This is a genomic window from Peribacillus sp. NJ4 (assembly GCF_030348345.1).
In the GTDB taxonomy this organism is placed as follows: domain Bacteria; phylum Bacillota; class Bacilli; order Bacillales; family DSM-1321; genus Peribacillus.
On sequence record NZ_JAUCFQ010000001.1, the window covers coordinates 4,585,473 to 4,606,007 of the forward strand.

A 20,535-nucleotide genomic window follows, 5' to 3' on the forward strand; every position below is an offset into this window, starting at 1 on the left:
TCTATTAACCTTGGATAATCTCCAATTCTCTTTTAATGACAACATCTACGGCGCATTTATCCCGAATCGACTGAGATGCTTGTTTTGACACTCTCAAGAATACGTCCGAGTTGTAATATAAGCGCTCTATTGCATCGGCGATTTCAATAGGAGACTCAGGTTTTGTAAGAAGACCAGAAACGTCGTGTTTAACGAATTCCGGGATGGCCGTGATATCTGTTGAAATCGGCACTAGCCCACTGGACATTGCCTCACACATAGAAACGCCTTGAGAATCCAAACGGGTCGGGCAAAGGAAAATTCCATACTCCTTATGTAATGAAGCTATTTGCTCCTGAGAGAGGAAACCTTTATGAATCGTAACATTCTCAAAATTCCGGATTGGCTCAACTGTTTGATCGAACAATTTTCCATCTCCATGAAATGCAAATTCCAATTTATCGAAATATGGTCTCTTCGATAGTTCCAGCACTGCTTTCACCGATAAATCATTTGCGTATTTTCGTGAAGCGTACGGCCTGATTGAAAGTACTTTTGTCCGCATCTCAACTGGCTTCTCAATAAAGGTAAACAGGTTATCATCGATTACATTAGGAATGATTACTGAATTTTTAGATTCTGCTCTCGCATCACATTCCGCGATATGTTCTTTGAACCATTTGGAAATATGGACAAAAGTTGTATCCAATTCATTCGTTTGATAAAACCAATTCATAAAAGAAAGCTGTGCTTCATAATAGTCGTCCGACATTTCGAGTATCTTCCGTAAGCTTTCAGGGCTTTCAAGAAAATTAAACCATCTTCTATGCCATGCCTCCGTTTCAAATCCATGTATCCAGGTGATAATCGGTAAATCGGTATTTGTTTCTTTAATCGCTTGCACCATTTTGGGATTAACAAAATGAATGAGCGCTTTTTTATGTACTTTATGATTTAAGAAAATGCGTAGATGCTGTTCAGTTCCTCGATAAACAGGCACATCTTCATACGTATACTTTTCTGCTTTTTTATAGGCAGGATGCAAAACAAAGACATCAACCTTCAAACCCTCATCCAGATAAGCCTTTACTCTTCGGTGAATGAACCCATTCCGATATAACTGATCTTCATGTGGATAAGCATTCGTAATGATTACATATCTATCTTTTTCACTAAATGTAAGCTCATATAGATTTATAGATTCCTCCATTTTTGTTCACTCCTACTATTCAGTCATCTTAAATCAGCCTGCTACTTATCTGTAAATGAAGGATTTTTAGAAGACCCTTTCCAATCACTTTTAAAACCGTCAATCGATTATAACAAACATGTATTACTGAATATTGACATCAATATGAGAATTCTGTAAATAAAAGTAAAGTTTTCATGAACTTTATATGATTTTGTAAAGGTCCAGTAATGACATAACTGAAAGCATCAGTATTGGCATGAAGAAAGGGCATATAAACAAGCAAAATAAAGAAGGACGATCCATTTACCGGCATCGCCCTCTTATTTATACACTTTAATATTTTTTGATTAGTTACCAAATCATCAGTATCACTGTCTTTATCAACTTGATCTGTCAGTAAACTTTTTTCTACCTTCAAGAATTCTTCAAGCATGTTTTTGTAAGAAAAGAATAAAATCGAAACAAGACCAATTTGCTGAAGAGAGTGATATAAATGAAACCAATTACCTTTAAAGCATTTGCAATCACTAATGAAATTGATTTAAACAAAATCGCCATTCATTGCGGCATTCCTAAAAAATTCACCTGGGAAGAGCCTTTAATCCTTAAAGGCGATATTCTAAATTCGATCCTTAATAAGAATGTAAACGATTCTCAACAGGTACTGGTTTTTTCCTTTGGCAGCATTGTCTTCATTAATTATTCACACGTGGATGAGATAAAGGAATTTGCTGCCTATATCCGTTCTTTCGAGCCAGACATTGATCTCGTCAATCTAGATAGATACACAGACGATTACAGCCTTCACTTCAGTGAAACTGAAAACATCAAGTTGACAGACGAATATATAGTTGTGCCTAAATATGAATTTTTCTACCCTGAATTAATTTCCACTGTTCTCGCAAAATCGGTGGCACTCGAAAAAACTGAGGAGCAACTCGGGAAAATCCACGACAAGCTCGAAGCCATGATAGACCGACTGGAAAAGGGCAAGCTGAGAATCGGCAACAAGGAACTAGCGAGGACGACCGCAAAAATCGTACGTCACGAGTATAATACCCTAGCGTATATCATGATTCTGGATAAACCTGATATTACATGGACAAGCAGCATTGCCGGCGAATTTTATGACAGCATGCTGGATTTTTTTGAATTGAATGATCGGTATAAAATCTTGAAAAGTAAAACGGAAATTTTATATAACATTATGGATGGATTTTCTAACATCAGTCATTCGATCAGGGGCCTCTTCGTTGAATGGATCATTGTGATTCTCATAGTCTTTGAGATTGTCCTGACGATTTTAGAAATTGTAGGATGGATACCATGAATTCCGAATTATATCCTATCCATATCATGAATTATTAAGAAAATTTTCCTGCATGATAGGTATGGATGGAATATATTTCAAAAAATAAGCATCATTAAGATGCTTATTTTGCGTTTAACCCCTCTTTCATTTTTAAGGTGACTGCTTACGGAGGTTTAATTAAATTCCTTTCATATCGGGGTCAAGGTACCATGGGAGATTCCCGTTTCCTTAGCATTCCGGAAGCTACCTATAGTTCCCTTAATCCAGTCCAAGGTGGAAAATTAATTCCTCCCCGTCTTCCCCGTTAAAGCTGTATCCCTTATCAACGAATCCAGCTTTTTTATATAAATTTATCGCTGGAATATTTGAATGATGCACCGTTAGAATAATTTCATCTTTATCAGGATGGCTTAGTTTGATTATTTCAGGCAACACTTTTAAGGCCTTAAAAGCTAACCCTTTTTTCTGATGGCGTGAATCCAAGGAGAATGATTTTAGAAGAATGGCACTCTCATTACTTGTATATTGATTTCCCGCTTTATCCGTATATAAGGCAAAACAACCAATCAAATCCTCATTTAAATATATAACCATGGGAAGGTTATAGTTATCCTTCCTGAAGTCTTCGATAACTTTCAAAGGTAAAGAAGTATAGATTGCTTGTTCTATAGGTAAACAATAGTTGCTCAGCGCCTCATAGTCATTCTCCATAAAAGGTCTAATAGTTAGTCCAGTCACCATACCCGCACCCCATTTTTATATTTCTGATAAATCCATATTAACAGATACTGAAGTTTTACAATCCAATACAACAAAAAAAGGAATGGCTTGTTTGCCATTCCTTTTTTCTTCTTCGATTTGCAAATCATGATGCTAAATCATTCAGACTCTGATAATTCACTTTCCGTTACCCATTTATGGTTCTTCACTTTTTCTCCTCCCGTAGTCGGAGTGAAATCGACCATATAAACAGTCGTTTTTTCAGCAGATTCAATTTCAGCGGCTGCTTCGTTCATCCCTTCCATATGAGAGGCGTTTACTGTAACCTCCGCTCCGGGTTCATACGTTTTCTCATCCGCATCTTTGATTTCTTCGTGAATGATCCATTTATGATTTTCCACTTTTTCTCCGCCAGTTGCAGGCGTATACGAAATAGCATAGACAGTCGTATCATAGGCACCCACTATAGTTGCTTTCGTCCCCTTCATACCTTCCATATGACCTGATTCGATAATCGCTTGGCTTCCAACTTGATAGGTTGGATTTTCAGCAGTTTTTAATCCTTTAGGAACTTCTCCTGAACTAGAATGGTTCATGTCCATTCCACTATGTTCCTTTTCTTCTTTATTTTCTTTGTTTCGATCATCGCTGTTGGAGCATGCGCCGAGGGCTAAAAACAGGGCTACCAATAATGATAAAATGATTGGCATTTTTGTTCTTTTTTTCAACATGGAAAAACCTCCTTAAGATTTACATCCATCTTACCAATCAAATATGCAGAAATTGTGGAGTACACTGAATGATCAAAGAATGGGGCTTATAATGCAAAATCCTGCCCTTATTATGAATGTACCTGACAGCATCCCACCTAATGTCCTATAAGATAATTAAAGGTATGTAAAGTTGACGAACTTTTCTGCCGCAGATAGCAAAAATCGTCTTTCTTTTAGTTAAGCCAATCATTTAATAACAAGGAATAAAAGTGAATGCCATATCACCGATTGTAGTTCTAGCGGAGAAAAAGAGAAGGTTTATTGAAAGAGGCCTGTCGGGGATTAATTGAAAATCAAGCAAGAAGGACTTGGCCAAAAGTCCTTCTTTTTCTTTGTCTACTTGCCAAAATGACAGCCACCATTTTATAAGCACCTATTCCGTGGCTTTTGATTGTTCTATTTTTTGGATGATATGTGAAAGGTTCATGGAAGTATGTTCTTTATAATCCCTGCCGATGGATTTGAATAACCCTTTCGCTATACCTCTTAACATGATTTTGGTATGTGCATCCGCAATAATGGATTTATTAGGAAGACTTGATTCTGCTTGCGCCCCACCAATCTTATTAGCTGTTTCCTTAATAAAATCAATGATTTTAATTTCATGGATTTTTCCTTCGATATTGGTTTTATAGATAATTTGATTTCTCCAAAGCTTTAACTCGATCCTCTGCTTAGTGTAATCGAAAATGACTTCGGGAATATCAACATTGCTCAATTGAATTGAGTCTTTAATGGGATACAATTTCGGATTAGGATTGATTTTCTTTATTAAGGAATGATCAATGGTGACCTTTTCCCGCTTTATACGCGTATTTTTCGTTTCACATAGAATCAGCTTTAACTGGCCGGCAATTATATTATTGAATTCTTCTAATTCAAAAAATTCGACAAGCATTAAGCTATATTCCAAAATGGTGATTGCTTCATCGAATTTTCGTTTAGTACCAGCATTCGATCTGGTAAAAACCAACCGATTCTTCCTCTCCATATTCTTTTCACCCCTCTTAATTCGAATCTATTGATGAATAGGAAAAAACATCCATAATGGATGTTTTTACTTATTAGGTCTGAACTTGATTGAATCCGGTTTAAGATTACTTTTTTCTCCTGTATATTCAATACTAATTACATTAGCCAAATTGATATGTTTGCCACCGGCTTGCAGCCACGTCGCATTTTGGATTAATTGCAATTTCAGGATACTATTCGCTTCATCAGAATATTGTTCATTCGTCTCTAACTCTTCTGTCTCACCATTCACATAATAAAATTTATATTTTGCATTACTCATTTTCATCAGCCTCTTTTCAACTACTTAATTCGACAAGGAATGACAATTGTCCTGCTTTCAGAAAAATTAGATCGTCTCATATATCAATGAGGTCCCTTGAAAGTGAACATACTACTCATAAAATACTGTCCAGCACGCCTTTGATATTCAGGCCTATTCACTTATCTATCGAAGTGTTTTTTCAATAACTCTTTAAATCGTGCGCCATCTATTTCTTCTTTTGTCATTTTCCCCTCGTCCCACTGTGTAAAGGATGTATCAGTTAAAGTGATGTTCCCGCTGTTTGTCAGACGGGTGATTAATGGATGCTTATTAAATGGCGATTGGGGATTTTCCCTGATGATCGTTTGGATCTCATTAAGTTCCGCTACATTTCCTACGGGTTTTGACGAATCGAATGCATACCCTATTTTCCAATCGGGATCTTTATGTTTCAGCTTTAATTCAAGGATATGATCTCCATGGTCGGTACTTTCTTTTTTCATCCTGAATTCACCATTTGGTGAAACGACCGTTTTTCCATTTAACGGAACTGGTTTTAATGGCAGATTCCCACCAAATCCCGTATCGACTAAATAGGTTTGGCCCTCATGGTTCAAAAGAATGGTGACATGTGTCCTTCCTATGGTCATCCAACCCTCCTTATAGATGACACCCCGAACCAAGAATACATCAAAGTCATTTTCCATCAGGAAATAGTAAAGTGCTGTATTCAATTCATAGCATAATCCCCCCTCATTCCTCACGAGGACTTTTTTCTTGATATTCTCTTTGTTGATATCACTCAGATGGGATGCCATGATTGATAAGTTTTCAAAAGGAATGGTTTGCGCTGTCTTTTCAAGAATTTCATCTAATTTATCAAAAGTCAGTTTCACATCTTCCTGGAACCCTATTCTTTTCCTGAATAATGCATTCAGTTCATTCATCACGATTCCCCCCCTTAAGTCCATTACCGATGAAGAGTATCTAAACCTCTATTTATATTCATTATACTTTGCCCATATTTCATTCATCAACCAATCGCCATTAACAAAAACCGACATTACGCCTTCCTCATAAAAAGAGGTCGCCCAATAATGTAGTATTTCTGGGCAACCTCTTCCATTTATGCACCAAAGAAGCTTTCTTTAATCATTCATTTACCTGTAAGATGATTTTACCTAAGTTCTTATTGGCTTCCATATGTTCATGCGCCCTTTTTACTTCTTCAAAAGGGAAGACACGATCCACGATTGCCCTGATTTCATTTTGGAGGAATAACGGCATCGACTTTGCAACGAATTCTTCCGTTAACTCTTTTTTATATTCATCACTCCGAGGAGTTAATAGAGTGCCTTTTAATTGAACTCTTTTTAATAGAAGTTCCATCAAGTTCACCTTCTCGACTACAGTTCCTCCTAGAATGCCTATAAGTACCCATCTTCCATCAGTCTTTATACTTTTAAGGTTTTTCTCCCAGTAAGAAGCACCAATGAAATCCAGAATAACATCCGCTCCTTGATTATTTGTAGCTTTCAGTACTTCCTCATCGAAAGATTGTTCTTTATAGTTGATACAGATATCCGCTCCTAGAGAGTGACAGAAATCCAATTTTTCCTTTGAGCCGGCTGTCGTGATGATTTTCGCTTTTGTCAATTTTTTTGCCAGTTGGATGGCTGCAGTGCCTACACCGCTTCCGCCAGCATGAATCAATACCGTATCATGATCTGTCAATTCACCTAACCAAAATAAGGTTTGATACGCAGTCAAGAAAACTTCAGGAATCGCTGCTGCTTCTTCAAATGACAGGTTATCCGGTATCTTCATCGCTCTATCAGCTGGCATCACGGCATATTCAGCATAACCGCCGCCATTTACAAGGCCCATCACCCTTGTCCCTAATTCTATATTCGCACCTTCCCCTGTTTCCACCACTTCCCCAGAAACTTCAATCCCTAATATTGGATTGGTCATATAACCGGATTTTCCTTCTCGTGAAACAATATCCGTTCTATTTATTGCAGAGGCTTTCACCTTAATTAAAATTTCCCCTTTTCCCAGCATGGGCTTGGAAAAATCCTTAAATAGTAATTGTTCAGCACCACCCGGTTCTTTAACCACTACTGCTTTCATTTGTCCCACTCCTTACAAATTATATTAGTGACCGCCCTTTAAAATGGTTTGTCTTGAAGATGGAAACTATGCTACTCCAATAAATATCCATAAGCAAATAATTAGGTTTTAATCATATAGAAGGATAGTGATAAATGCGGGAAACCTAGTGGAATAAAAAAAGCCGATGTCCCTTTTGGGTCCATCGAGCTTTTCTTTAAGAGTATATCTCTTTACCTTTTATTAAGTGCTTGATTTCTATCGAGGTCATGATGCAACTCTGCTGCCGGAACCTTAGGGTTAGGAATCTGCCCTTTTGCAACTGCTTCTGCTACATAAACAAAATCTCCTGTTCCATCTGGGGCTCTTCCTGTTGCCCACAGGCCGTCTCCTGATTCATTACCTTCCGACAAGTTCCAGAATTCGTACGCTTCAGGTTGAGATTCCATTTCCGCTTCCGGTGGAAATGACGCAGGAACGACCACGCCGTTTTTCTCTTCAAGTTCCGCAATTGCTGCCATCCACTGATATTGGTGGTAACGGTCACGGGCTAACATTTGACATATTCATGAAAGTGGAGCTGGCATTGAGCCGATTTTATGGATTCTATTCGCGCTTGTTATAATAATGTATATCGCAGCTGGCGTAGTTCCGAACCGTCGCTATAAAAAATGGCCCTTATACCGTACGTTCTTTTGGATTCTTGGCATCATCTGTGCCGCTTTTGCAATCATTGGTCCAATGGCCAATCGCGCTCATTTGGACTTCACGGCACATATGGTCGGTCATTTACTGCTTGGAATGATTGCACCCATCCTACTGGTGCTTGCTGCTCCCATTTCTCTTGCACTTCGAACACTGGATGTGCAATCTGCACGACGTCTTTCAAAGGTGTTGAAAAGTTGGCCGTTGCGCATATTAAGCAATCCAATCCTTGCCTCCGCACTTAATATTGGGGGGCTTTGGATACTATATACGACTGAGTTATATGGGGTGATGCAACAGAATGTCCTTCTGCATGCATTAGTTCATTTTCACGTGTTCATTGCGGGTTATCTATTCACAGCCTCGATGATTTATATGGACCCGACACCCCATCGGTTCAGCTTCATGTTTCGAGCTATCGTATTTGCCATTTCACTGGCAGGCCATGATATCCTTTCTAAATATATTTATGCCCATCCGCCAAGCGGAGTCACTAAGGAACAAGCGGAAAGTGGAGGCATATTAATGTACTATGCCGGTGATGCCATTGACCTTGCACTTATCTGCATCCTTTTCTATCAATGGTTCAAAGCCACCCGCCCTAAGGAATCACTTGCCTTGTAACAGGAACGTTAAATGGTTACTTCAGTAAACTCCTGTGTTTCTGTTTAATCGTTCAACATTTAGCTCATACTAATTTTTGATGAAAAAAATTTAGGATGGAGCTGAATGGAAAATGGAATTTGAAGCTAACAATTCTACTGAAAATGCTCTTCGTGATTATAAAGCTGGAATCGGTTCCTTTACGCATAAAATGCCAGACCTCGCTGAGAAATTCAATGCCTTTACGGAGGAGTGCTTCAAAGAAGGGCAATTATCCAAGAAAGAAAAACAGCTTATCGCACTAGGAATAAGCTTATATTCACAAGATGAATACTGTATTATCTATCATACAAAAGGATGTCTTGATCAAGGCTGTGCGGAACAAGAAATTCTGGAAGCCATTGGAGTGACCGCAGCATTTGGCGGAGGAGCAACCATGAGTCAGGCTGTAACTCTTGTCCAGGAATGCATCCAGGAAATCAATCAGATGAAACAGTAATAAAGAAGGGATAGGACATTTAGTCCTACCCCTTTTTTATGTTCTTGACTAAGAAATCCAGTTATATAGCCGTTTTCAGTTCCTCATTGCAAAAATAACTGTCACATATAGCTTTTAATGACTTATGTTGTTATTTCTTTGTGCAGGTGCATATGAATTGATCATCTGTTGCATATCCTGCTGTGCAAGCTGTGGAACTTGGTAGTAATGATGTTTGTTTTGATATAACGAAATCTCGTATGCCATTTCAATGCAGTTCGGAACGGAATCTGCAAATACGCGGCGAACCACCGGATTCGTTATTTCAAGAGCAGCCATCGCTTTCAAGGATGCTGCAGACTTAACAGCTCCAAGCATCATACCTGAAATGCATTCATCCGTAATTTCCGACACGGATTGCAAAGGTTTCTTTGGCTGTGTTGGAGTCAATCCATATATAAAATCGTTACCTTGATTCATTTTGTAGCTCTGGGTCGGTTTAGAAGGATCCTGGCCCGTTTGGAAGCACTCCAATGTAATATTATATTCATCTTGGATGAACTGATATTGACGATCCAAAATGTCCAGCAATTCCTGATCCTGTACATGCTGACGCAAAAGCATATAAGTGTTTAATGTACCAATCGTTCCCGATAACACTTCATGTACATCGAATACTTCGTGACCTCCGTGATTCATTTGTGGAGGAATAGCACCCGTTTGCATGTTCTGGTGTACTTGACCTTGTTGATATTGATTTTGATTTTGCATTGTATTTCCCTCCTCGTTTTATCAATCATGCGAACAAGTTTAGTATGTTAAACCCCAACAGGATTATTCAACCTAAACTCTTCCATGAAGACCAATTAAGCTACCTCCATCATGTTGTCTGTATAAAAAAACCGAGACGTTTTAAACTATAAACACCTTTAATATGTATGGGAGGATTTCTAATGACACATAAATGCTTCTATTGTACTGACGACACAGAAGAAAAAAAAATCCATGTTGTAACGTTTCAAGTTACTGACACGGATAGAAATGAAATGCTCTGTGATGAATGTTATCAAGAATGGCTGCAAGGAATAAAAGGTTAGTATAAAAAGCCCTCAAATAATCTCAAAAATGATTAAGTATAGGGCAACTTAAATTCGTTCACGCAGTACAAATATATAATGATTATGGGGATTTTAAGCGGAAATCCAAAAGAAGAGCCTATGCATTATGGTGAGGTATTTGGAACATGGGCATTTCTAACAACAACAAAAGGTTTGATTGCATGTCATCAAACCATGCTTAATCATACTGGTGATAAGGGCATACATAAATTACTTGTAGAAGTGATCAATCAAGGTAAACAGGAAAATGACCAAATTGAATTATTATTAAAAGAAAATAACGTAGGACTGCCTCCATCACCACCTGAAAGGCCTAAAGCTAATTTAGAGGATATTCCGGTGGGGGCACGTCTTCAAGATCCTGAAATCTCCACTTCAGTATCCATTGATATTGGTGTAGGATTAGTTGCTTGCAGCCAGATTATGGGTCAATGCATCCGCGAAGATATTGCGGGAATGTTTGCACAATTCCATACAAAAAAGCGGCATTGAGTGCTGATTTCCTAAGATTAAATAAGGAAAAAGGATGGTTGAATCCCTCCTCCTCTTCAAAAATAAAACAAGTTTGTAAAACATTGATGAAATATCCCCTTAAACATGTTGGCTGAATCTCCAACATGATTAAGGAGTTGATTTCGGTTGAAAGGACGATTAATGAATCACTACCATTGCAGACTTTCGATTAAGTGGCACTTTGTGCATTCTTGACTATAATCATTTTTTACAAATTCATGATTACAATTCTCCCGAAAAATGTTCAGCTCTCTTTTCAGCTGTTCCAATTGAGTTTCCAACTGTTTCATTTCAACTTTTATCTGGGTTACCCGATTCATCGAATTCTCCCTCTCGTCCGAATCATTGATAGATTTTTCCGTCCGTTTTCCTAAATTCATTGGCTTTTTCTTTAAGCCCTTCATCGATTACCGACTCAAAACCCAGACCCTTTTCTTTCGCCAAATCACGGATGTCCTGTGAGATTCTCATACTACAGAATTTAGGTCCGCACATTGAACAGAAATGGGCTGTTTTGGCACCTTCAGCCGGTAGAGTTTCATCGTGATATTCAACCGCCCTTTCAGGGTCGAGAGAAAGATTGAACTGATCTCTCCAACGAAATTCGAATCTAGCCTTAGAAAGGGCATCATCCCGTTTTTGTGCATGCGGATGGCCTTTTGCAAGGTCAGCTGCGTGGGCTGCAATTTTATAGGTAATGACCCCTACTCGAACATCTTCTTTATTCGGAAGTCCCAGATGCTCTTTCGGTGTCACATAACAAAGCATGGCAGTTCCAAACCATCCAATCATGGCAGCACCAATTGCAGAAGTAATATGATCGTATCCAGGTGCTATATCCGTTGTTAATGGTCCCAGGGTATAGAATGGTGCTTCTTGACACACTTCCAGCTGCTTATCCATATTTTCTTTAATCAAATGCATAGGTACGTGACCGGGTCCCTCAACCATGACTTGAACATCGTGCTTCCATGCAATCTTCGTCAGTTCCCCCAATGTTTCCAATTCAGCAAATTGAGCCTCATCGTTTGCATCTGCAATGGATCCAGGACGGAGGCCGTCGCCTAATGAGAAAGAGACATCATATGCCTTCATGATTTCACAAATCTCTTCAAAGTGAGTATAGAGAAAGCTTTCTTGGTGGTGGGCCAAGCACCATTGTGCCATGATGGAGCCCCCTCGGGAAACAATTCCCGTAACTCGCTTTGCTGTTAAAGGGATATATCGCAAAAGCACACCAGCGTGTATGGTAAAGTAATCGACACCTTGCTCGGCCTGCTCGATTAATGTATCCCTAAAAACTTCCCAATTTAAATCTTCCGCGACTCCATTCACTTTTTCCAATGCTTGATATATCGGAACAGTTCCAACTGGCACAGGTGAATTCCTGATAATCCATTCTCGGGTCGTGTGAATATTCTTTCCGGTGGAAAGATCCATTATGTTGTCGGCTCCCCAACGTGTAGCCCAAGTCATTTTTTCCACTTCATCTTCGATCGATGAACTAACAGCTGAATTTCCGATATTCGCATTTATTTTCACATGAAAATTCCGTCCGATGATCATGGGCTCACTTTCAGGATGGTTAATATTTGCCGGAATGATCGCCCGTCCGCTAGCTACCTCTTCTCTTACAAACTCAGGGGCAACATTTTCCCTGATCGAAATGAATTCCATTTCTGGGGTAACGATACCTTTACGGGCATAATGGAGCTGCGTTACGTTTTGCCCTTCCATCGCACGCAATGGTTTTCTTTTCAATCCCGGAAATATTTCGACTTTGGATTGTGAATCCACTTTTCTATACCCATTATCTTCTGGTTTTATTTCACGTCCTTCATACTCTTCAACGTCTTCCCGTTCCAGGACCCAGTTGCGTCTAATCGGGGCAAGACCTTTATGAATATCAATGGGATATTCTGAATCCGTATAGAAACCGCTTGTGTCATAAACTCGTAAAGGCAGATTCTCCTCTTCCCCGAATGCCCCTGTAGTCGGACTTAGCTTAATTTCACGCATAGGTACTTTAATATCAGGTCTAGATCCCTCAACATACACTTTTTTACTCCCAGCAAAACTGGACATAATTGAAACGTTCATGTCATTTACTGAATTACTCATGATTTCATTTCTCCTTTTTAAGTTCATTTAAAAAGGACAAAATCCAATCCATTTCGCACGAAAAAGCCAGGTCTCATATTTAAGACCCGGCTAACGTTAGTATGACTACAGAAATGACCAATTGAAATGGTCATTGTTTAGTAGATTCTAACTTCCCCACGCTGGTATGAACCAGATCAGGTCCTGAGGGTTAAGAAGCTTAAGCGCTTCTCTCTCAGCCCAACTTTTATTGGACACCCCTAGTCTAAATAAATTAATTGATTACAAGGTAACTATATATCACCCTTTTCATTCTGTATATAATTTGAAAGACCTAATATTTTATTCAAACTCTCCAAAATTCGTTACTTGAAGAGTAATTTTACAGGCTCTCAAGGATTGGGAAAAGCTCCTCTAAATGCTTGATTTCATAGGTTGGAAGCACCTCATTCCGTTCCTTATCATGGCGATTTATCCAAACGGACTTTATGCCTACCCGTGACGCTCCAAGGATATCCGTCATTAAATTATCGCCCACCATCAATACTTCATCCTTATCCAGCTCCATGATTTCCAAAGCATGCTCAAAAATGGAGGCATCCGGTTTACCTCTTCCAAACGCACCTGAAATGACGATTTGGTCGAAATAAGGAACTAGTTCAGGCGTAATTTCAAGTTTGGTATTTTGCAGTTCAGGAGACCCGTTCGTAAGCAATAGCAATTTGTACTTCCCTTTTAATTCATCTAACACACGGAATGATTCTTCATAAATAAATGGCTTTTTACGTCTCTCGGCCGGGAAACGTTCTGCCAGTTCAAGCCCAAATTCCGGGTCATCGATCCCTAATGCCTTTAAGCCTCTCGTCCAAGCTTCTTTCCGATAAGCCGGTGCAATCCCGGCCATCTTCCGGAATTCATCATGATCATCCTGAAAATTTCCCCATAGCCCCTCAAATGGGTTGATACCGATCATTTGAGTAAATGCATATGTGTCGTAAGAAGAATAAAGCTCACGCGCTTCCTTCCGCACAGCTTCTTCAAACTCGTCGACATTCAAATCATATTTCTCCTTAGCCACTTCGCATGTAGAAACAAAAGCCTCTTTTACACTTTTCTGATCCCATAGTAATGTATCATCTAAATCAAAAAAAACTGCCTTCACCAAAATGTCCACCCTCTTTCCCTATTATTGAATTCGTAAAAATTACACTATTACAATAATAAACCACAACCAATGGAAAAAGAATAATTATTCGGAAAATCCCTGCATCTTTCTTTAAATCAGCAAAATGTATGATGGACATCAGACTTACCTTTTCTGATGGAAAACCCTATATTTATTCACTTATCATCTTTCGAATACATACAGCTTTCCATTACTTGCAATCTTGAATTTTGGACCGGTGAACCCCCGTCGGATCAACTCTTTCCTCATATATATCATGAGGGCGGCATGACTCACGATCAGAACATCCCTATCCCCCTTTGTAAAGATTTCATCCAATACTTTATTGATCCTTTGTTCAGCGATCTTAATTTCCGCCCTTGTCTGCCTGTTGAACATCGAGCAGCATCGAATCCAGATGGCCCAAAGGATGAACGGCAGCTTCACTTTTCCTTTAAGAGGGGGAGAAGGTATTTCCCGCAGCTCCTCCATCCGATGAACCTTACCTGGATAGATATGTTCCGCTGTCTTGACAGCTCTCGACATATCACTGCAATAACATTCCTGCCATTCCTCCACGCCAAATAAAGTCGTTCCATAAATAATATCCGCTGCATCATAGTCCTCAAACCATTGCTTCATATCATCCGCCGTCACAGATTTCCCAGTAGGGAATTCATGTGCAACCTTAAAATGCCGTACCAAACCAATTTTCATATATTCTCCTTTTTATCTTTTTAAATATAAGTTTCTTTTTGGCTTATCATATACAAAAACAGGTATGTGAAAACCATGAACCATACTGAATTGCACTTGCGAGTATGTGTTTTTAACAATCTTACAGATTCGGTCACTGCTGAAAATGGTCCTGCAGAAGTGGTCCCGTCACATGCTATAACCAAGCGTTTATCCCTATGCTTTTTTAATACCCTTTCTTCACTTTAACTAACAAACGTAAAAAACAAGAAACGACTTTCCCTTACGAGTTCATGGAAGATGTGACAGGGTAGTAGCAATTATTAAAGGGAAAAATATCATGGCCAGACTCTATCTGAAATTATCAAAAAAAGAGAAAGCATTTTGCCTTCTCCATATGTCGTTACCCTATGAATTGAAGTTCTGTTATCGTACATCTCTTCCTGAATTTATATTTCCCGCTCAAATCACTGAATTGATAATCATTGAGGGATTTTCCCAATTGTTCCTTTAGCTTATCCAAAGTGATGGATTCCTCCACTGTCTCTTTCCAATTTTCATTTCCGATTAACTCATCGAACGGTATGGTAGTCAGGACTTCATCATAAATCTGGATGCTTTGATCGATGCCGAAGCTGCCATAGATACTGCCATTTTCTTCAGCAAAGATATGCTCCGATTCAAGTTCTTCCACCAATACTTCTAGATATTCCTTTGACTTAACAGGCTTGATGGCAATCTCTGCTTCCGCCTTTACAGGTCCCAATCTCTTATCTATGATCTCTATCATCATTTTAACGTGAACGGGGGGATACCCAAACCCTTCACAAAGTTCCGCTGCCGAATTATATACCATCTGAACATCCTCCTTTGTCATTATCATTATAATATAAATCCTTCATTTCCTTACCAAAAACCCTAAGTCAAGATCACTTGGCATCGGAGTTCATTTTGAATGCCAACTCTTCTTTCTCCGAAACGAGCCTAACAAAGAAATCCAATGCAGCTCCATGCATTGGATTTCGCCAACTTCTTATTATGGTTTTAGCACGACTTTAATACATTCATCTTCGTGATCATTAAAGATTTGATATGCTTCATTCGCTTTTTCGAGAGGAACTCTATGGGATATGATTTCCGTCGGGTCGAACTCCCCAGCTGTGATTTTATCAAAAAGCTTTGGCATATAGTGTATGACCGGTGCTTGTCCCATTTTTATGTTAATGTTCCTTTCAAATAAATTGCCTAACGGGAACATATTATATTTGGACCCATATACGCCAGTCAGTTGGATCGTGCCGAATTTACGCACGGCGTTAATGGCAATTTCGATCGCACTTAACGTTCCACCCTGAAGTTTCAACTTTTGCTCAATCGCCTCAATCGTCGATTTCTTGCCATCCATTCCCACACAATCAATGATGACATCCGCCCCGCCTGAAGTGATTTCCTTAATATAGCCGCCCATATCGTTATACTCATCGAAGTTATACGCTTCAACCCTATTCATCTGTTTTACCTTATTGAGCCGATAAGTTGTCGATGGCAATGACCCTTTTTGCGCCCTTCATCCAATGAACTTCTGGGCCATCAAGCCAATTGGCCCACAGCCCAGTACCGCTACCGTATCATCTTCCTTGATGCCTGCGTTCTCTACACTCCAATAAGCGGTTGGCAGCACATCGGACATGAACAGAAGCGCCTCATCTTCAAGTTCACATGACTCTGGGATGACAAACGGCATGATGTTCCCATAAGGGACCCTTTAATATTCCGCCTGTCCTCCTGGATAGTTCCCATATCGTTCCGTAAAACCAAAGTATCCTCCAGTATCGACCGCTTCATTGGGGTTGAAATTGTCACATTGACTCTCCATATCATGTTCACAATAATAACAATGTCCACAAGAAATGTTGAAAGGCAGGACAGCCCTGTCCCCTTTTTTCACTTTCTTCAGGACACACTTCTTCAACGATTCCCATCGGTTCATGACCAATGACATAATCTTTATGCGTAGGCAAAGCGCCCTGATATATATGGAGATCGGATCCGCAAATCGCCGTTGAAGTCACTCGGACGATGATATCATCCTTTTGCTGAAGTTTCGGATCTTCAACTTGTTTTACCTGAATATCTTTTGCACCTTGGAAAGTTACAGCCTTCATAATCAACCTCCTAAAATATTCTTAATACAATTGATATACCCGCCAAAAAAAGACTACTAAGCTAGCAACACCTGATTTTCCCAAGAAATAAAAAACCTTCTTAAGTTGAATCCGGATCATACAAAAAAAGCCCCGGAAAACCGGGACTCACCTATGAAACACTTATTTAGTAACCTTATAAATTTCCATTTTTATTATGCTTATACTCTCTTAGTACCTCGTTAAATACATCGGGATAATTCGTAAACAACCCAGTTGCACCCCATTCAAGAGCCTTTTTCATATCCGCTCTTTCATTTACTGTATATGGATGGAATTGGAGGTCATGGTTGCGAACCATCTTCACATATTGTCCGTCAACCTTACTGAAGTTCGGGCCAACTCCAATGGCATATTCCTTAATGGATTCCAATTCTTCATCGGAAATGGTTGCTTGGTTCTTATAAGAAAAAAGTTGCACAAGCGGTAACTTTTGATTCATTTCATGAACCTTCATAAGGCTTTCTTTACTGAACGATTGTATAAGTACATTTTTGGTACGGCCCTTTGAATCTACCATTTTATAATCTTTCAAAACCTTCAGAAGTTCTTCTTCCATTCCTGGATATACATCAGGGGACTTTGTTTCAATGTAGTAATTGGCCTGCCTGCCGAATTTCTTAAAGACTTCTTCAAGAGTGGGTACCGTTAACCCTTCATATTTCTTTTTTGCCAATTGCGGATATTTTTCATTGAACCATGTACCGGCATCCAGTTTTTTGACTTCTGCCAGAGTTAAATCCTTCACCAGACCTGTACCATTCGTTGTGCGATCAACCTTTTCATCATGCATCGCTATCAATCTTCCATCCTTGGTCATCTGAAGATCGATTTCTATGTAGTCGCCTTCCATTTGTTCCCCCAATTGATAAGCGGGAATGGTATGTTCAGGTGCATGACCGGAAGCTCCTCGATGCGCGATATTCACGATTTTCTTCTCATAAATAGATGAATTCGAATGATTTTCATTTGCTGCTGATGCCCCCATGGAAGTAGCCTGCAATATAAAGGCCGCACTCATCATACATAAACCGAATTTCTTTATATTCGTTTTCATTTTCCTTCTCCCCCTCCTATTGTTACCATCATTTTAGAAGGGGAATGTGAATCTACAGCAAATATAGTGTAAAGAAATAATAAATTGGTATAATTGGGTAAAATAACCTATTTAATAAATTACCCACCGGGCATTCAGTTAGTTTGTTGTACCTAACCAAAAAGCATGAACCAGTTCCATTCGTCTCCCCATCATGCATTTTCTTCACTCTAGTTGAAAGGCTTTTAACATATATTTTTTTAAATACAAGAAAGTCCCGTGAAGAGAGTCGGAGTGGGAACCCACTAAAAGCCTCTTTTACTGAAAAAATTATAAATAAAAAATGTGCTAAACATGGATGCTGGTAATCCAATAAGAAAATATAAAAAGTTTCTTGGCATGTAGATATTGAAATAGTATAAAAAAACAGTAACCCAAATACTAATGACTAAATATTTCCATATTCTCTTCATTACTAAACTCCTTACTTCGCTGTTTGAACGCCAAAGCTATCAATTTTGAGTTTGTGGATATTGAAGCTGAATCCTCAAAAAAAGAATTGATTCAGAATCATAGTTTTTTCTGTTTTTTCTTCACTAGTCATTTCCTAAGGATTGATTATTAGCGACTTCTTCTAAATCGAATTCATTAGATAATAAAAATTATCCAATTCAATTTCAGATGCCAATTTTTGGTTTTTTTTGTAATTTTAACATCCTCAAGATTATCGAAGGAAGTTTCCTCTGCTTTTTCAAGTGATGTTACATCTGTAATTTCTTTATTTATCTCATGAGTCGACTTAGATTTCGCAGAACTTGGACCAATAGAACTAATGATCAGTACAAGTGCAGTTAAAATGAACATAAACTTGGCTAGTTTCATAATCGATCATCCTTTCTCTACAATTTAATAGTTTTCCAAATCCATAATAAACTAAATCTATAGCTTACAAATTCCAGATATGAGATCATGTGTGTCAATGTTGACATACCAAGAGGGCCTGGACATAGTTGGTATTATCGGTACATTTGACGGCTTTTAGAATCCACTTCTATGCGCTTTTAATAAAGAAAAATACTAAAACACCTTTTAAAAGCAAATATGAAGCTGAGAGCCCTAGCCTAACCAGGGTGAAGACTTTTTGAAAGATTTTCTCAAATTCCAACTGAACCATTCGTAGAGAACAGCCCTTTTTAGATATAGAAAGAGAGACTATCGAAGACAAAATCTATCTTTTTCTGATTTACAAAAAACTAGTATCATATTACTATTAAGCAAACAGAATATTAATTTTAAGGGGAATTATGTTAAAAAATTATCAATATTATCAAAACAAACACCGATTTATACTGAAGGCATTCATGGCAATGATATCCTTTTTACTATTGGTTGGGATTTCTGTATCACCTATAAGTTGGAAAGATAATCCTTACGAGATGACATTACAGGTCATTTTAATATCGGGGATGATAATTTCTCTGTTATTTTTCTTAAAAACAGAAGTCAATTTCTATAAAACCCTATTCATTTTCTTAATTACTGTTTATTCATATAGCAAATTCTGGATATTCCCAGACACTGCAATCATGCTGGCTTTATTTGCTCTAGCACCCTTGATCCCCATTTTTCTCTTTGATAAAATCGGATTTTATATTGTCGCCACTTTAAATATCATATTAGGTCCTGCTTCCATTTTGACCATATCGCAAACGGACCTTCAATACACTTATGAATATGTCGCTTTGGATGGTTTCGGCAATACGCTTAATTTCATAGCTATACAAATCATATTGGTATTCGTGTTCATAGGAACCAATAATAGGATGGAATCGACTAATGCATTCCATAAGGAAATTCAGCAGGCCAAGCAATTGAACTCAGTCGGACAGCTCGCTGCCACCATTGCACATGAGATACGGAATCCCATTACAGTCGTAAAAGGGTTTGCCCAGTTATTAGATCAAGAGAAGGAACTTAATGAAACGGAAAAGTTTTATGTACAGACCATGCTTACAGAACTTGAATATACACAAGTGATCATCAATGACTATTTGTCTTTGGCAAAACCGCAAACGGATAATATACAGGTCATTCCTTTAAATTATGAAATCCAAAAGATTTCCGATCTATTAACCAGTTTCGCCAATAATCGCAACATAGGCTTTATCCTGGATTTCCGTGACGACCTACATATAAATATGAATCCCATCGAGCTTAAACAAATACTGGTCAATATCATGAAAAATGGAATTGAGTCAATGAACAACCCTGGATTCATCAAGGTGGAAACAGAGCAGGAACGCACTATGGCAAAAATACGAATAACGGATACAGGAATAGGTCTTTCCAAAGACCAGCTTGAAATACTCGGCACTCCATTTTATTCGCTTAAGGATAGGGGAACTGGTATCGGCCTGACCGTTTGTTATTCCATCGTTCAAAAATACAAAGGGAAAATCGTGGTGCAGAGCGAATTGAACAAAGGAACATCTTTCACCATTTATTTGCCCTTATTTAAAGAAATAGAATAAAAACACCTTTCAAACAAGAAAA

General features: G+C 38.6%; 19 protein-coding genes, 3 pseudogenes and 1 riboswitch. Of the genes and pseudogenes, 6 read left to right on the forward strand and 16 right to left on the reverse strand.

The features are described 5' to 3' along the window. Window positions 1–4: 4 nt before the first annotated feature. Window positions 5–1,189, reverse strand: coding sequence for a glycosyltransferase family 4 protein (locus QUF94_RS22800; protein WP_289317853.1), 1,185 nt, complete (start codon window positions 1,187–1,189; stop codon window positions 5–7). Window positions 1,190–1,664: 475 nt separating this feature from the next. Between QUF94_RS22800 and QUF94_RS22805 the strand changes: the two genes are divergently transcribed. Continuing rightward, complete coding sequence (locus tag QUF94_RS22805; RefSeq protein WP_289317854.1) at window positions 1,665–2,501, forward strand: RMD1 family protein; 837 nt, start codon at window positions 1,665–1,667, stop codon at window positions 2,499–2,501. A 240-nt stretch (window positions 2,502–2,741) separates the two neighbouring features. On the opposite strand, the gene QUF94_RS22810 is transcribed toward QUF94_RS22805, so the two are convergent. The 7 genes and pseudogenes from QUF94_RS22810 to QUF94_RS22840 form a co-directional block, all read right to left on the reverse strand. Further along, the gene (locus QUF94_RS22810) at window positions 2,742–3,221 is read right to left on the reverse strand and encodes a GNAT family N-acetyltransferase (RefSeq protein ID WP_289317855.1); all 480 of its coding nucleotides are present in this window, start codon (window positions 3,219–3,221) and stop codon (window positions 2,742–2,744) included. Window positions 3,222–3,361: 140 nt separating this feature from the next. Beyond that, window positions 3,362–3,934 (reverse strand): YdhK family protein, encoded by a 573-nt coding sequence (locus QUF94_RS22815; RefSeq protein WP_289317856.1) that lies wholly within the window; start codon window positions 3,932–3,934, stop codon window positions 3,362–3,364. 415 nt (window positions 3,935–4,349) lie between these two features. Continuing rightward, window positions 4,350–4,967 carry a hypothetical protein gene (locus tag QUF94_RS22820; RefSeq protein ID WP_289317857.1) on the reverse strand — a complete coding sequence of 206 codons (618 nt, stop codon included), beginning with the start codon at window positions 4,965–4,967 and terminating at the stop codon, window positions 4,350–4,352. A gap of 66 nt (window positions 4,968–5,033) precedes the next feature. Then, window positions 5,034–5,270, reverse strand: a complete 237-nt coding sequence (locus tag QUF94_RS22825) for a hypothetical protein (RefSeq protein ID WP_289317858.1) — start codon at window positions 5,268–5,270, stop codon at window positions 5,034–5,036. Between the two features lie 161 nt (window positions 5,271–5,431). Continuing rightward, window positions 5,432–6,199: an arylamine N-acetyltransferase family protein gene (locus QUF94_RS22830; protein ID WP_289317859.1), complete on the reverse strand. Its 768-nt coding sequence runs from the start codon at window positions 6,197–6,199 to the stop codon at window positions 5,432–5,434. A gap of 205 nt (window positions 6,200–6,404) precedes the next feature. Then, window positions 6,405–7,385, reverse strand: a complete 981-nt coding sequence (locus QUF94_RS22835; RefSeq protein WP_289317860.1) for an NAD(P)H-quinone oxidoreductase — start codon at window positions 7,383–7,385, stop codon at window positions 6,405–6,407. Between the two features lie 212 nt (window positions 7,386–7,597). Further along, window positions 7,598–7,924, reverse strand: a pseudogene (locus QUF94_RS22840) (manganese catalase family protein); the annotation flags it as partial. 67 nt (window positions 7,925–7,991) lie between these two features. Here QUF94_RS22840 and QUF94_RS22845 point away from each other — a divergent pair. Both QUF94_RS22845 and QUF94_RS22850 read left to right on the forward strand, forming a co-directional pair. Further along, window positions 7,992–8,693 (forward strand): cytochrome c oxidase assembly protein, encoded by a 702-nt coding sequence (locus QUF94_RS22845; protein WP_289317861.1) that lies wholly within the window; start codon window positions 7,992–7,994, stop codon window positions 8,691–8,693. A 112-nt stretch (window positions 8,694–8,805) separates the two neighbouring features. Further along, window positions 8,806–9,171: a carboxymuconolactone decarboxylase family protein gene (locus QUF94_RS22850; protein ID WP_289317862.1), complete on the forward strand. Its 366-nt coding sequence runs from the start codon at window positions 8,806–8,808 to the stop codon at window positions 9,169–9,171. Window positions 9,172–9,285: 114 nt separating this feature from the next. On the opposite strand, the gene QUF94_RS22855 is transcribed toward QUF94_RS22850, so the two are convergent. After that, the gene (locus tag QUF94_RS22855; RefSeq protein ID WP_289317863.1) at window positions 9,286–9,921 is read right to left on the reverse strand and encodes a spore coat protein; all 636 of its coding nucleotides are present in this window, start codon (window positions 9,919–9,921) and stop codon (window positions 9,286–9,288) included. 182 nt (window positions 9,922–10,103) lie between these two features. Here QUF94_RS22855 and QUF94_RS22860 point away from each other — a divergent pair, with 182 nt between their 5' ends. Further along, window positions 10,104–10,247: a hypothetical protein gene (locus QUF94_RS22860; RefSeq protein WP_167555965.1), complete on the forward strand. Its 144-nt coding sequence runs from the start codon at window positions 10,104–10,106 to the stop codon at window positions 10,245–10,247. Between the two features lie 84 nt (window positions 10,248–10,331). Beyond that, window positions 10,332–10,826 (forward strand): annotated as a pseudogene (locus QUF94_RS22865) (DUF3231 family protein). A 297-nt stretch (window positions 10,827–11,123) separates the two neighbouring features. Here the strand turns inward: QUF94_RS22865 and thiC are convergent. From thiC to QUF94_RS22900, 7 genes and pseudogenes are all read right to left on the reverse strand, one after another. After that, window positions 11,124–12,905 carry a phosphomethylpyrimidine synthase ThiC gene (gene thiC, locus QUF94_RS22870; RefSeq protein ID WP_289318479.1) on the reverse strand — a complete coding sequence of 594 codons (1,782 nt, stop codon included), beginning with the start codon at window positions 12,903–12,905 and terminating at the stop codon, window positions 11,124–11,126. A 133-nt stretch (window positions 12,906–13,038) separates the two neighbouring features. Next, a riboswitch (TPP riboswitch) is annotated at window positions 13,039–13,153 on the reverse strand. 110 nt (window positions 13,154–13,263) lie between these two features. Further along, a complete protein-coding gene (locus QUF94_RS22875; protein ID WP_289317864.1) occupies window positions 13,264–14,046 on the reverse strand; it encodes an HAD family hydrolase in 783 nt (260 codons plus the stop codon). 183 nt (window positions 14,047–14,229) lie between these two features. Continuing rightward, window positions 14,230–14,763 (reverse strand): histidine phosphatase family protein, encoded by a 534-nt coding sequence (locus tag QUF94_RS22880; protein WP_289317865.1) that lies wholly within the window; start codon window positions 14,761–14,763, stop codon window positions 14,230–14,232. A 382-nt stretch (window positions 14,764–15,145) separates the two neighbouring features. Then, complete coding sequence (locus tag QUF94_RS22885) at window positions 15,146–15,598, reverse strand: hypothetical protein (RefSeq protein ID WP_289317866.1); 453 nt, start codon at window positions 15,596–15,598, stop codon at window positions 15,146–15,148. Between the two features lie 180 nt (window positions 15,599–15,778). Beyond that, window positions 15,779–16,907 (reverse strand): annotated as a pseudogene (locus tag QUF94_RS22890) (zinc-dependent alcohol dehydrogenase). 175 nt (window positions 16,908–17,082) lie between these two features. Beyond that, entirely contained in the window at window positions 17,083–18,003 is a 921-nt protein-coding gene (locus QUF94_RS22895; protein ID WP_289317867.1) for a glycerophosphodiester phosphodiesterase, read from the reverse strand. A gap of 627 nt (window positions 18,004–18,630) precedes the next feature. Then, window positions 18,631–18,864, reverse strand: a complete 234-nt coding sequence (locus QUF94_RS22900; protein WP_289317868.1) for a hypothetical protein — start codon at window positions 18,862–18,864, stop codon at window positions 18,631–18,633. Between the two features lie 479 nt (window positions 18,865–19,343). Here QUF94_RS22900 and QUF94_RS22905 point away from each other — a divergent pair, with 479 nt between their 5' ends. Further along, on the forward strand, window positions 19,344–20,513 hold the full coding sequence (locus QUF94_RS22905; protein ID WP_289317869.1) for an ATP-binding protein: 1,170 nt from the start codon (window positions 19,344–19,346) through the stop codon (window positions 20,511–20,513). Window positions 20,514–20,535 lie beyond the last annotated feature (22 nt).

Excerpts from the sequence above, each read along its gene's own strand:
- QUF94_RS22800 (WP_289317853.1), bottom strand. The coding sequence starts at position 1,189 with ATGGAGGAATCTATAAATCTATATGAGCTTACATTTAGTGAAAAAGAT.
- QUF94_RS22830 (WP_289317859.1), bottom strand. The coding sequence starts at position 6,199 with ATGAATGAACTGAATGCATTATTCAGGAAAAGAATAGGGTTCCAGGAA.
- QUF94_RS22845 (WP_289317861.1), top strand. The coding sequence starts at position 7,992 with ATGTATATCGCAGCTGGCGTAGTTCCGAACCGTCGCTATAAAAAATGG.
- QUF94_RS22850 (WP_289317862.1), top strand. The coding sequence starts at position 8,806 with ATGGAATTTGAAGCTAACAATTCTACTGAAAATGCTCTTCGTGATTAT.
- QUF94_RS22820 (WP_289317857.1), bottom strand. The coding sequence starts at position 4,967 with ATGGAGAGGAAGAATCGGTTGGTTTTTACCAGATCGAATGCTGGTACT.
- QUF94_RS22835 (WP_289317860.1), bottom strand. The coding sequence starts at position 7,385 with ATGAAAGCAGTAGTGGTTAAAGAACCGGGTGGTGCTGAACAATTACTA.
- QUF94_RS22815 (WP_289317856.1), bottom strand. The coding sequence starts at position 3,934 with ATGTTGAAAAAAAGAACAAAAATGCCAATCATTTTATCATTATTGGTA.
- QUF94_RS22825 (WP_289317858.1), bottom strand. The coding sequence starts at position 5,270 with ATGAGTAATGCAAAATATAAATTTTATTATGTGAATGGTGAGACAGAA.
- QUF94_RS22855 (WP_289317863.1), bottom strand. The coding sequence starts at position 9,921 with ATGCAAAATCAAAATCAATATCAACAAGGTCAAGTACACCAGAACATG.
- QUF94_RS22885 (WP_289317866.1), bottom strand. The coding sequence starts at position 15,598 with ATGGTATATAATTCGGCAGCGGAACTTTGTGAAGGGTTTGGGTATCCC.
- QUF94_RS22805 (WP_289317854.1), top strand. The coding sequence starts at position 1,665 with ATGAAACCAATTACCTTTAAAGCATTTGCAATCACTAATGAAATTGAT.
- QUF94_RS22895 (WP_289317867.1), bottom strand. The coding sequence starts at position 18,003 with ATGAAAACGAATATAAAGAAATTCGGTTTATGTATGATGAGTGCGGCC.
- QUF94_RS22880 (WP_289317865.1), bottom strand. The coding sequence starts at position 14,763 with ATGAAAATTGGTTTGGTACGGCATTTTAAGGTTGCACATGAATTCCCT.
- QUF94_RS22905 (WP_289317869.1), top strand. The coding sequence starts at position 19,344 with ATGGCAATGATATCCTTTTTACTATTGGTTGGGATTTCTGTATCACCT.
- QUF94_RS22900 (WP_289317868.1), bottom strand. The coding sequence starts at position 18,864 with ATGAAACTAGCCAAGTTTATGTTCATTTTAACTGCACTTGTACTGATC.
- QUF94_RS22860 (WP_167555965.1), top strand. The coding sequence starts at position 10,104 with ATGACACATAAATGCTTCTATTGTACTGACGACACAGAAGAAAAAAAA.